The 11,868-nt window shown below is 70.4% G+C and carries 9 protein-coding genes; 4 read left to right on the forward strand and 5 right to left on the reverse strand.

Annotated features, from left to right (window positions below; all coding sequences use genetic code 11):
* The first annotated feature begins 6 nt into the window (after window positions 1-6).
* Window positions 7-4,299 (forward strand): CHAT domain-containing protein, encoded by a 4,293-nt coding sequence (locus OG329_RS21625; RefSeq protein WP_405797352.1) that lies wholly within the window; start codon window positions 7-9, stop codon window positions 4,297-4,299.
* Window positions 4,300-4,380: 81 nt separating this feature from the next.
* On the opposite strand, the gene katG is transcribed toward OG329_RS21625, so the two are convergent.
* On the reverse strand, window positions 4,381-6,609 hold the full coding sequence (gene katG / locus OG329_RS21630; protein WP_405797354.1) for a catalase/peroxidase HPI: 2,229 nt from the start codon (window positions 6,607-6,609) through the stop codon (window positions 4,381-4,383).
* 362 nt (window positions 6,610-6,971) lie between these two features.
* On the opposite strand from katG, the gene OG329_RS21635 reads away from it, so the two are divergent.
* Window positions 6,972-7,385, forward strand: coding sequence for a Fur family transcriptional regulator (locus OG329_RS21635; protein ID WP_405797355.1), 414 nt, complete (start codon window positions 6,972-6,974; stop codon window positions 7,383-7,385).
* A gap of 41 nt (window positions 7,386-7,426) precedes the next feature.
* On the opposite strand, the gene OG329_RS21640 is transcribed toward OG329_RS21635, so the two are convergent.
* From OG329_RS21640 to OG329_RS21655, 4 genes are all read right to left on the reverse strand, one after another.
* A complete protein-coding gene (locus OG329_RS21640; protein WP_405797357.1) occupies window positions 7,427-8,323 on the reverse strand; it encodes a trypsin-like serine peptidase in 897 nt (298 codons plus the stop codon).
* 148 nt (window positions 8,324-8,471) lie between these two features.
* Window positions 8,472-9,761: an APC family permease gene (locus OG329_RS21645; protein ID WP_405797358.1), complete on the reverse strand. Its 1,290-nt coding sequence runs from the start codon at window positions 9,759-9,761 to the stop codon at window positions 8,472-8,474.
* A gap of 107 nt (window positions 9,762-9,868) precedes the next feature.
* The gene (locus OG329_RS21650; RefSeq protein ID WP_405797359.1) at window positions 9,869-10,195 is read right to left on the reverse strand and encodes a hypothetical protein; all 327 of its coding nucleotides are present in this window, start codon (window positions 10,193-10,195) and stop codon (window positions 9,869-9,871) included.
* A 90-nt stretch (window positions 10,196-10,285) separates the two neighbouring features.
* Window positions 10,286-10,585 (reverse strand): SDR family oxidoreductase, encoded by a 300-nt coding sequence (locus tag OG329_RS21655; RefSeq protein ID WP_405801951.1) that lies wholly within the window; start codon window positions 10,583-10,585, stop codon window positions 10,286-10,288.
* Here OG329_RS21655 and OG329_RS21660 point away from each other — a divergent pair.
* Window positions 10,469-10,756, forward strand: coding sequence for a hypothetical protein (locus OG329_RS21660; protein ID WP_405802241.1), 288 nt, complete (start codon window positions 10,469-10,471; stop codon window positions 10,754-10,756). The genes OG329_RS21655 and OG329_RS21660 overlap by 117 nt on opposite strands.
* A 230-nt stretch (window positions 10,757-10,986) precedes the next feature.
* Window positions 10,987-11,724: a transposase family protein gene (locus OG329_RS21665; protein ID WP_405797360.1), complete on the forward strand. Its 738-nt coding sequence runs from the start codon at window positions 10,987-10,989 to the stop codon at window positions 11,722-11,724.
* The last annotated feature ends 144 nt before the right edge of the window (window positions 11,725-11,868 follow it).

An 11,868-nucleotide genomic window follows, 5' to 3' on the forward strand; every position in this document is an offset into this window, starting at 1 on the left:
AAGACGATGACTGAGCTTCATGAGCGAGTTGTCGCCCGTCTCGTATCAGCTCAGAACGCCCAGGACCGGGCGCCGTTGCGCGGGGACGACGCGGTGCACGACGCGCTGGACCTGCTGCGCGAGGCCGCTCCGTCACCCGAGGGCGCGATAGACCTCGACGCGGTGGCCGCCGTCTTCTGGACGTTCTGGCTCCGTCATGAGGGCACCGAGGACCCGGACGCCGCGCGGAACGTGATGATCGTGCTGAGCACCTTCGGATTCCTGTCTCCGCGAGTGCCCGCCGGTACCCCGTTTCCCCCGCCCCTGGTGGACGACTTCGACCCCGCCGACCCGACGAACGACGCGCGGTTCGCGTTCCTCATCAGCTCCGTCCACGGCGATTCGGCGCTCACGGATCCGGATCTCGCCGAGTCCGGACAACTGGCCGCCCTCGACCGCGCGCTTCTGTGGTCCGACGCGGCACAGGGCAGCCTGCCGGACGGCCACGAGGGGTTCGTGGAGCTGGGACTGCACGCCCTGGGTCTTCACACGGCACGCTTCCGGCTCGCCGCCGACCCGGACTCGCTGGCGGTCGCGGCGCGCAACGCGGCGGCGGTGTACGTGCGGCTGCCGTACGTCGAACCGACCGCCATCGGCCCGGCGGGCACCGACGCGCCCGCGATCGCCCTCGGAGCGGTGCTGGACGCGGCGTGGCTGCTCGGTGAACCCTCGCTCCCCGAGGTCGAGCGCCTGATCGCGGCGGTGCCGGACGCTGCCCCGGACACGACGCACCCGCCCCAGATCGCCGAGGCGCTGCGATTCCTGCGCCAGATGGCGGCCGAACCGGTCTCCTGGCCGGGGGAACTGGACCTGCTGGCCGGCCAGTCGATCGTCGAGGCGGGCACGAGCGAGCACGACGCGAGCCAGATCGCCTGCGGCATACGACGGCTGCGTGTCGCTCTCACCCGTACTCCCGTCGACCATCCGTCGCGTTCTCTCGTCGCCGTCGCCCTGAGCCAGGCGCTCGAGGCATTCGCCGAGGAGCGGGGCGACGACGAGGCGGGACGGGAGGCGGCACGGGAGGCGACCGAACTCTTCGCGGCGGCCATGGAGACGGACCCCGAGAGGCTGCTCGGCATCGTCGGACAACTCAGGGAGGGTGCCGCGCGCGACGGGAAGCCGCCGGACATCGAGCTCGAAATCCTGGCCCTGGCAGCGTCGTTCCACTCCGAGCCCGACGCCGATGTATCTGTGTCCGACGAGCAGATCACCCATTACCGAACGGCGCTGGCCGCCCTCCCCGCCGACAGCCCGCACCGTTACGCGTACGTCGCCGTGCTGGCCGCTCTCACCGGAGCGCGGGCGCAGGAACTGCGCGAGACCGAACCCGCCCGTGCGGATCAACTCCTCGCTCAGGCAAGCTCGTTGACCGACGAGGTGGCGGACGAAGCCCCCGCCGGCTTCCTGCCGCTCGGCTTGCTGCGCCCCGGCCTCTACGACGGCGCACTGGTGGTCGCCGTCATGTCGGTACCCACCCGTGCACCGGATGCCGAGATGGTCAAGCTGGCCTCCCAGATGTCTCGTCTGGCCGACCTCCGCCTCGAAGACCCCGAACAGCTCGACGCCGACATCGTGATCATGCGCGAACTGCTTGAGGAGGTGGGTGAGGACGAGTCCTCCGTACGGGCGCCGCTGTCCGCGATGCTGGCAGGCGCGCTCTCCGCCCACGATGATTCCGCCTTCCACGATGAGATCGTCCAACTGCTGCGCTACGCACACGCGCACCGGTCCGAACTGGTCGAGGGTGTCGATCAGCAGCTCGCCCTCGTGCTCACTCGCCGGTCGGCTGAACGTTTCGACGCGGAGGCGGCACGGGAGTCCGCTGCCCTGCTCGCCACAGCGGCGACGGAAGGGCCGCCCGCCGACGTGGGCCTGGCGACGCTGTCGTTCTTTACCGAGTTTCAGAACGCTTTGCAGAACTACGTGTTGGGCCACGAACCGGGCCAGCTCGTACGCGCCCGGGAAATCGCCGGGCGGCTGCGGGAATTCACCGGTGATGCAGGCGTCGCCGGGGCCAAGGACGAACTGCCGGAGCTGCCGGAGCTGCCGGAGCTGCACATGGTGGGCGACATCTACGCCGACGTGCTCGAATCCACGGGACTGGGCAGTGACTTGGCGTCCGACATCACCGACGACCAGATCGACCGGTACCGGCGAACATTCATGGCGTGCCCCGTCGCCCACGAGGCGCGGTCGGTGAGCGGAATGACTCTCGTGTGGGCGCTCGCCCAGCGAGCCGTCGCGATCCACGGCACCGAGCCGGAGCGTGCGGCGGGCCTCGTGGGCGAGGCGGAGAGCTTGATCGACACCGTTGGGCTTGAGGAGGGAGTTCCCGCCCGCTGGGTCGATCTGATGCGCACCACCATGGGCCTCCTGGGTGTGGGGGCCATCGAGGGAAGCCTGTCTTCGCCCGCCGCCTCCTCGGACCGACTTCCGTACCCGTACCCGTACCCATCCCCGGAGAGTGCCTTGGTCGCCTGGTCGGTGATTCTGCAAGCCGGCTTCCCGGGCATCGCCGATTCCGCCGATTCCGCCGATTCCGCCCGCCCCGCCTCGTTCCCGGCCTCGTTCCGGGTCGGTCAGGCAATCGTGTCGGCGTACACCGCGCTGGAGAAGGGCAGGACGGACGTCGCCCTGGACCACCTCGAAGCGGCCGTCGACGCCATGGCGGACATCACGGACCGGGGCAGCGACCAGGAGTCCGCCGAGTACGGCCTGCGGACGTACGAGGGGGGCGTCCGGCTGAGTGTCGCCATGGTCCTCCTGGAAGTCCTCAACCGTGCTAACGGCGGCTCCACGGTCGCGGGACCCGACATCGACCGCGCCGCCGCGGTGCTGGAGCGCGGGCGTGGGCTGCTGCTGGCACGGCGGATCGAGGCCAGGGCGGATATTGACGAACTACGTGCGGCGCACCCCGAGTTGAGCCGCGAGTTCGAGCGGTTGACCGACCAGCTCGCGGCCGATCCGGACCCGCCGAACCCGCCGGACCCGCCCCCCGCAGGTCACGCCGAGTGGTCCCGGCTCGCCCGGCTCCGCGCCTCACGCCAGCTTGACGAGCTGGTCGGGACCATCCGTACCCGCCCCGGCTTCGACGGCTTCCTGCGTCCGCTGTCCGCCGAGCAGTTGCGCGCACTCGCGGCCGACGGACCGGTCGTCGTGCTCAACCAGGCGGCGAGCCACGGCCAGGCCCTGGTGGTGACAGACCGGTCGATCACCGCCCTGCTCCTCCAGACCGGGTCGGACGAGATCGCCGACATGACCCGGCGATTACGCGACGCCGTCGACGCCGTCAACGCACGGGGCTCGTCGCGGCCGTCCCCGGCACAACTCGTCACGGCCGGAGCTACGATCCGCGAAACGCTCGCGTGGACCTGGCACACCATCGTGCGCCCCGTCCTCGATATCGCGGGGTCGTACGGCCCGGTCCCCGACCAAGGCATCTGGCCACGGATCTGGTGGGTGCCAACGGGGGACTTCAACACCCTGCCGCTGCACGCGGCGCAGTGCACCCGGCCCGAGTGCGAACTCGGCGGCTGCGGCGCCGCGTTGGACGTGGTGATGTCGTCGTACGTCCCCGGATTCCAGACCCTCGCGTACGCGCGCGGCCGGGCCGAGCACCGTGGCGGAGCCGACAACCGAACCGACAACGGAGCCCACAACGGCGCTGCCCTGCTGGTCGCTTCGCCCGAGGACGAGCTGCCCGGCGTCGCGGCCGCGGCCGGCTACGCCGCCGAACTCCTCGGCGCGCACCAGCCGTTGATCGGCGCCGCCGCCACGCGCGAGGCCGTGCTGGACGCGCTCGGCAGCACCTCGTGGGTGCACTTCGGCTGCCACGCGGCCACCGATCCGGCCGAACCCTCCGGTGCTCTGCTCCATCTGCCGAACGGCGAGACGCTGTCCGTCCTGGAGATCTGCCGCACCCGGCCCCTGTCGGCGCGGCTCGCGTTTCTCGCGGCCTGCGGTACGGCGCGTACGTCCGAACGTCTCTCGGACGAGGCCATCCACATCACCAGCGCCTTTCTGCTGGCCGGATTCCCCTCCGCGGTCGGGACGCTCTGGGAGATCGACAGCACCCACGCGGAGCAGGTCACGCGGGACTTCTACCGCCGTATGACGTACGACGGCACCGAGACGGCTACCGCCACCGCCACCGCCGCAGCCGCTTCCGCGCAGGCCCTGCACCACACCGTACGAGAGCTGCGCCGCCGGATTCCGGACCGTCCGCACGTCTGGGCGGCGTACGTGCACGCGGGCACGTAACCGTGGAACGCGAAACGGCCAGGCCGGCCCGTGAAGTACGGGCGACCTGGCCGCATCACTCGAACGACGCTCAGTCGACGCTCAGACGAGGTCGAACCGGTCGAGGTTCGTGACCTTGGTCCATGCCGCGACGAAGTCGTTCACGAACTTCTCCTTCGCGTCGTCGCTCGCGTAGACCTCCGCGAGCGCGCGCAGCTCGGAGTTCGACCCGAAGACCAGGTCGGCGCGGCTGCCGGTCCACTTGACCTCGCCGGTGGCGGTGTCGCGGCCCTCGAACGTGTTCTGGTCCTCGGACGTCGCCTTCCACTGCGTACCCAGGTCGAGCAGGTTGACGAAGAAGTCGTTGGTCAGCGACCCGGGGGTCGCGGTCAGGACGCCCAGCGACGACTGCTGGTAGGTCGCGCCCAGGACCCGCAGGCCACCGACGAGGACCGTCATCTCCGGGGCGCTCAGGGTCAGCAGGTTCGCCCGGTCGATCAGCAGGTACTCGGCGGGCAGCGGGTGGCCCTTGCCGAGGTAGTTGCGGAATCCGTCGGCGGCCGGCTCGAGCGCGGCGAACGACTCCACGTCCGTCTGCTCCTGCGACGCGTCCGCGCGGCCCGGTGTGAAGGGGACCTCGATGTCGAAGCCGGCGGTCTTGGCGGCCTGTTCGACGGCCGCCGATCCGGCGAGCACGATCAGGTCGGCGAGCGAGATCTGCTTCTCCCCGCCCTGCGCGTTGAAGCTCGCCTGGATCGCTTCGAGGGTGTGCAGCACCGTCACGAGCTGGTCGGGGTCGTTGACCTCCCAGGCGCTCTGCGGCTCGAGGCGGATACGCCCGCCGTTGGCGCCGCCGCGCATGTCGCTGCCGCGGAAGGACGAGGCCGACGCCCACGCGGTGGACACGAGCTGGGACACCGGCAGGCCGGAGGCGAGGATCTGCTCCTTGAGGGTCGCGACGTCCTCCGCGTCCACCAGCTCGTGGGTGACGGCGGGCAGCGGGTCCTGCCACAGCAGCGTCTCGGCCGGGACCTCCGGGCCGAGGTAGAGCGAGGCCGGGCCCATGTCGCGGTGGGTCAGCTTGAACCAGGCGCGGGCGAAGGCGTCGGCGAACTCGGCCGGGTTCTGAAGGAAGCGCCGGGAGATCTGCTCGTACGCCGGGTCGACGCGCAGCGCGAGGTCGGTCGTCAGCATCGTCGGGGCGTGGCTCTTGGACGCGTCGTGGGCGTCGGGGACGGAGCCCGCGCCGCCGCTGTCCTTCGGCCGCCACTGGTTGGCGCCGGCGGGGCTCTGGAACAGCTCCCACTCGTAGCCGTAAAGGATCTCCAGGAAGCTGTTGTCCCAGGTGATCGGGGTGTTCGTCCAGATGCCCTCGAGACCGCTGGTGATCGTGTCGCCACCCTTGCCGGTGCCGTGGCTGTTCTTCCAGCCGAGGCCCTGGTCCTCGATCGCGGCGGCCTCCGGGTCGGCGCCGACGCTGTCCGCCGGGCCCGCGCCGTGGGTCTTGCCGAAGGTGTGGCCGCCCGCGATGAGCGCGACGGTCTCCTCGTCGTTCATCGCCATCCGGCGGAACGTCTCACGGATGTCGCGGGCCGAGGCGAGCGGGTCCGGACTGCCGTTGGGGCCCTCCGGGTTGACGTAGATGAGGCCCATCTGGACCGCGCCGAGGGGGCTTTCCAGATTCCGGTCACCGCTGTAGCGCTTGTCGTCGAGCCAGATCTTCTCGGGACCCCAGTAGACGTCCTCCTCGGGCTCCCAGACGTCCGCGCGACCGCCGGCGAAGCCGAAGGTCTCGAAGCCCATCGTCTCCAGGGCGACGTTGCCGGCGAGGATCATGAGGTCGGCCCACGACAGGCTCTGGCCGTACTTCTTCTTCACGGGCCACAGCAGACGACGGGCCTTGTCGAGGTTGCCGTTGTCCGGCCAACTGTTGAGCGGCGCGAAGCGCTGCTGCCCGGCACCGGCGCCGCCGCGGCCGTCACTGATCCGGTAGGTGCCGGCGCTGTGCCAGGCCATCCGGATGATGAACGGGCCGTAGTGGCCGAAGTCGGCCGGCCACCAGTCCTGTGAGGTGGTCAGGACCTGCGCGATGTCCTGCTTGACGGCCGGGAGGTCGAGGGACGTGAACGCCGCGGCGTAGTCGAACTCTTCACCGAGCGGGTTGGCCACGGCGGGGTTCTTGGCGAGGATCTTCAGGTTGAGCCGTTCGGGCCACCACTCGCGGTTTCCACCGCCCTGGGTCGGGTGCGGGGCCCGCCCGTGGGCGACGGGGCAGCCACCCGCGTCCTCCGACTTCGCGTCTACGACGATTGCATCATGGTTCTCAGACATGGAAATCCTTCCGGACCAGGCGGAGCAGGGTACTCAGGGGGAGGCTGTGGCCGTCGGACGCAGTCGGGCGGGGCCCCCGCCGACCGGCTCTGTACGCGACGTTCCTTTGGCTATTCGCCGGAACTGATCCTACGATGGACAGAGTCCAAGTCAAGAAGCGCACTAAGTGCACATCCAGGGTCAATCGGGATGTAAGCGGATATTCGCCGAATATCCGGCGAATGCATTATGAATGCCCTGTCAACGGCCCCATCAACGCCCCATCAACATCCTCTGATGTCCTTCAACGCCCGCGGACGCTCGCGAGCTTGACCATGACCATGACCATGAACTTGAACTTGAACGTGAACAGGTGAACCCACATGAGTGACCTGCTGGAGCGACTGCGCGGGCGCGGCTGGCGGATGACCTCCCAGCGCCGGGTCGTCGCACAGGTCCTCGACGGCGACCACGTACACCTCACGGCCGACGAGGTGCACGCCCTCGCGGCGCGGCGGCTGCCCGAGATCTCCCGGGCGACCGTCTACAACACCCTGGGCGAACTGGTCTCCCTGGGCGAGGTGATGGAGGTCTCCGCCGAGGGCCGCGCCATGCGCTACGACCCCAACGCCCATCACCCGCACCAGCACCTGGTGTGCTCCGACTGCGGCACGATCCGCGACGTCCACCCGACGAACGATCCCCTGTCCGCCCTCCCGGCGGAGGAGCGGTTCGGCTTCACGGTGTCGGGGGCCGAGGTGACGTACCGGGGGCTGTGCCCGTCCTGCGGCCCCTAGGACCGCGTATCCCCGTATCCCCGTGTCAGCGCGTCCGCGCGTCAGCCGTTCTGGGCCCGGTCGTACACCTTCTTGGCCGTGGCGCCCAGCACCTCTCCGTACATCTTGGTCGGTGTCATCGAGTCCAGCGAGCCGTTGACCGAGATCAGGACGCCCTTGCCGGTGGTGGCGTTGAAGTCGGCCAGCCAGGGGCCGCCGCTCGCGCCGCCGGTCATGTCGCAGGGGATGACCTGTGTGCCGTGCTCCTTCTTCGCCGTACCGACGCAGCGCAGAAGCTTCTCGCCGAGCTGGGGGCGGGTGGCGGAGTAGCCGAAGGCGGAGACGGAGCCGCCGACGGGGCGGTTGAAGGCGATGGACTGGCTGCCCACGACGTCGGTGAGCTTGCGGCCGTTCTTGTCCTTGTCGACGACCAGCGCGGACATGTCGTTGGTGGAGTCCGTCTCCCATGTGCGCGGGGTCGCGGCGGTGCGGACCGCGAACGCGCCGTACGGCATCTTGCCCTGGCTGTAACCGGGGACGAACACCATCGAGAAGTTGGTGTTGTCGGGAGAGGAGCCCCGGCGCACGCAGTGGGCGGCGGTCATCACGGCGGAACGGTTGGCGCTTTTGACGGCGGTGGCCGTGCACCAGGTGTCGGCGCCCCTGGAGTTGACGAAGAAGAGGCGCCCCACGGTCTTGATGGCGGTGCCCGGCCACGGCTTGGCCTTGGGCCCGGTGGGACCGAGGTCGACGGACTTGCCCACGGCCTTGATACGGGCGGGAGTCCAGTACGCGAGCGCTTCTTGGCGCTCCTTGGCGGTGAACTTCAGTACGGAGACGGGATCGGTCGCGGCGGTCGCGGAGATCGGGGCGGCGAGGACGAGAGCCGTACCGGCCACGGCGAGTCCCATGACGCGGCCACGAAGGCGCCGGATCAGGGAAGTTGATGTCTCGGACATGGCAGATGTCTCCTCGGCTGGGGCTGGTGCGGGGGTGACGGACGGGGCTCGCGATCCGCACTGCAAGAGAGAGGTACCGGCTTGTTCGGTTGGCGCTGTCGATGATCTGTGACACAAGTACCGACGGCTTACGGCTACGGCCTACGGCTTACGGCCTGCGGGCGCCCGGCGCCCGGCGTACCGCGAACGCGGCGGCTCCGACAGCCAGCACGCCCGCCCCCCAGATCACCGAGGCCGCCGGCAGGGCGAAGGCGAGCACCAGGCAGCCGGCCAGCCCGAGAGCGGGGACGACGCGCGGCGGGCGGCCCTCCTCCGGAGTGAGGGTCCAGGCGGAGGCGTTGGCGATGGCGTAGTAGACCAGCACCCCGAAGGACGAGAAGCCGATCGCCCCGCGTACGTCCGCCGTCGCGGCGACCACCGCCACCACGGCACCGACCGCGAGTTCGGCCCGGTGCGGCACCTTGAAGCGCGGGTGTACGGCGGCCAGGGCGGGCGGCAGATGCCGGTCGCGGGCCATCGCGAGCGTCGTGCGCGAGACGCCGAGGATCAGCGCCAGCAGCGAGCCGAGCGCGGCGACCGCAGCCCCGGCCCTGACCACCGGCACCAGTTGGTCGGCTCCGGCGGCCCGGACCGCGTCCGACAGCGGCGCGCTCGCGTCCGCCAGCGCCTTCGGGCCCAGGACCGTCAGGGCGGCGACGGCGATGACGGCGTAGACGACGAGCGTGATGCCGAGCGCGATGGGGATCGCCCTGGGGATGGTGCGGGCCGGATCGCGTACCTCCTCGCCCAGGGTGGCGATACGCGCGTACCCGGCGAAGGCGAAGAACAGCAGCCCCGCCGCCTGGAGCACACCGCCGGCCGTGGCGTCGCCGCCGATCTCCAGACGGCCCGCCTCCAGGGCGCCGGAGGTGAAGACGGCGACGGCCACCGCCGCGAGCACCGCCAGGACGACGGCCACGATCGCGCGGGTGAGCAGGGCGGACTTCCGTACCCCCGCGTAGTTCACGGCGGTCAGCGCCACGACCGCGGCGACCGCCACCGCGTGCGCCTGGCCCGGCCATACGTACGCGCCGACGGTGAGCGCCATGGCCGCGCAGGACGCGGTCTTGCCGACGACGAAAGCCCAGCCGGCCAGATAGCCCCAGAAGTCGCCCAGCCGCTCGCGCCCGTACACATAGGTACCGCCCGACGCCGGATAGCGGGCCGCGAGCCGGGCGGAGGAGGTGGCGTTGCAGTACGCGACCACGGCGGCCAGCGCCAGCCCGAGCAGCAGCCCGGAACCGGCGGCCCGCGCGGCCGGGGCGAGCGCGGCGAAGATCCCCGCGCCGATCATCGCCCCCAGACCGATCACCACGGCATCGGCCGGCCCCAACCGCCGCCGCAACTCCCCGGCCGGCCCTGCGCCGCCCATCCCCGCGCCGGTCGGCGGCTCACTCATCAACCCACTCCTCAAAGCCGGTAGTCAGACACGTGGAAGACGCTCGCCGCCGGCGGCGGAACCTTCAACCACCACCCGGTGAACAATGGCGGACCGACCCCACATCCCTACCTCGCGACGGCGGTGAGGCGGGCGAACTCCCACGGGTCGTGTGCGCTGAAGACGGTGATCTCATCCGCGTGGTCGCGTCGCAGGGCGCGCAGCCGGTCGCGGGTCGCGACGCGCGCCTCGGCGTCGGTCTGCGCGCCCCGCTGAACCGGATCGTGGACGGGATGCGAGAAGGGCGGCGTGTGCTCGATCGCGCCGTGGTACACGTACGCGTCGCCCGCGTGCAGCAGCCACCGTCCGTCGCTGCCTTCGCCGTTGCGTACGGCGAAGCCCGAGTGTCCCGGACAGCGCTCTCGTTCCGCCGGACCGCGAACCGCGAACGTCACCGCACCGCCGGTTGGCCTCCCCGCCTCCGCTACGTCCTGACCGCGCGGGGCCGGGCGCTCGAGCCGGTTGGGCGCCGGTTGATGGCGCGGTTACGCGAGGAAGCCGCCGTCGACGGCGAGGTGGCTGCCGTTGACGTACGAGGCGTCGTCGGAGAGCAGGAACGCGACGACGGTGGCGATCTCCTCGCCGGTTCCGACCCGGCGCATGGGGATGCCGGTGTCCGCGACCTGTTGCGTGCCTTCGGGGTCGGCCTGGGATGCATGATCTGGGGTGTGTCCGCCTCCCTGCACGAAGGGCTGCACCTGGACCCCTCGGGCCACCTGGTCAACGCGGACCTGGCGGGCTACCTGATCCCCGTGAACGCCGACGTGCCGGAAATCGACGTGCACTTCCTCGACCACCCGGACACCCGCTACAACCCCCTGGGCAGCCGGGGCATCGGCGAACTGGGCCTCGTGGGCATGGCAGTGGCCGTCGCCAACGCGGTCCACCACGCGACGGGCATCCGCGTCCGCGAACTCCCCATCCCTCTGGAACACATCCTCACCGCTCTGGACTGACGGCCACCCGCCGACTTCGGGGGTGGCTTCTTCACTTCGAGCGGCAGCGTTCGTCCTTCCGTTCGGGTGGCACCGGGCGGTCCGAGACGACGCGAATGTTCGCGAGAACCGGCTCTGGCTCAACTTCTGTGAAGCGGCCACTCTCAGTGACTACTGGGCCTCTTCGAGCTGGGGTGAAGTTGCCTGAAAATGATCCCTGGGTAACGCAGTCGGGCTGAATGTTCAGGGCCGTGGAAGAGGTCCTGCTCCGGCTGAAGGAGTTGTTGTTCCCGTCGATCGCGGACGTCGCGGTGCTGTCGGTAGACGTGAACATCGCGATAGTGCGCGTTGATGCGCAATGCACGGCCGACGGCGCCGTGTGCCCGGTCTGTGGCACCCGGTCGAACCGGTTTTACGGTTCCTACCTGCGGTTTCCCGCTGATGTTCCCAGCGGAGGCCGACGGGTCGTCCTTCAATTGAGGGTCCGGCGATTCACCTGCGGAAACCAGAGCTGCGCACGCCGTACCTTCGTCGAGCAGATACCGGGCCTGACGCGCCGGCACAGTCAGAGGACCGAACGGTTGCGCTCGACCCTGGCGTCGGTCGGCCTGGCCCTCGCGGGCCGGGCCGGGGCACGCATCGCCGGCGTTCTCTGCGTTTCCGTCAGCCGTAGCACGGTGCTTCGGCTGGTGGACGCGCTTCCCGAGCCCGAAATGGTCGCACCGCGGGTGGTCGGTGTCGACGAGTACGCGACCCGGAAGGGCCGCCACTACGGCACCGTCCTCATCGACATCGAAACCCGCCGCCCCGCCGCCCCGTCGACCTGTTGCCCGACCGGGAGGCGTCCAGCCTGGCGGCCTGGCTCGCCGCGCGGCCGGGCGTTGAGGTCATCTGCCGAGACCGGGCGCCGTTCTTCGCCGAAGGTGCCACCGCCGGCGCTCCACAAGCGGTCCAGGTCGCGGACCGCTGACACCTCTGGCACAACGTGAGCGAGGCTGCCGAACGGGCCGTCGCTCAGCACCGCCGCTGCCTCCGCGCCCTGGTCACGGCCGCCCCCGAACCCGATCCGGATCCTGCGCCGGAGGAAGATTCCTCTGGCTCACCATGGCCGACCGGCCATCGTTTCGCCGACC

This window comes from Streptomyces sp. NBC_01506 (assembly GCF_045040295.1).
GTDB lineage: Bacteria > Actinomycetota > Actinomycetes > Streptomycetales > Streptomycetaceae > Streptomyces.

Bases quoted from the DNA above. Each gene is read 5' to 3' on its own strand.
- katG (WP_405797354.1), bottom strand. From the start codon at position 6,609: ATGTCTGAGAACCATGATGCAATCGTCGTAGACGCGAAGTCGGAGGAC.
- OG329_RS21645 (WP_405797358.1), bottom strand. From the start codon at position 9,761: ATGAGTGAGCCGCCGACCGGCGCGGGGATGGGCGGCGCAGGGCCGGCC.
- OG329_RS21625 (WP_405797352.1), top strand. From the start codon at position 7: ATGACTGAGCTTCATGAGCGAGTTGTCGCCCGTCTCGTATCAGCTCAG.
- OG329_RS21640 (WP_405797357.1), bottom strand. From the start codon at position 8,323: ATGTCCGAGACATCAACTTCCCTGATCCGGCGCCTTCGTGGCCGCGTC.
- OG329_RS21635 (WP_405797355.1), top strand. From the start codon at position 6,972: ATGAGTGACCTGCTGGAGCGACTGCGCGGGCGCGGCTGGCGGATGACC.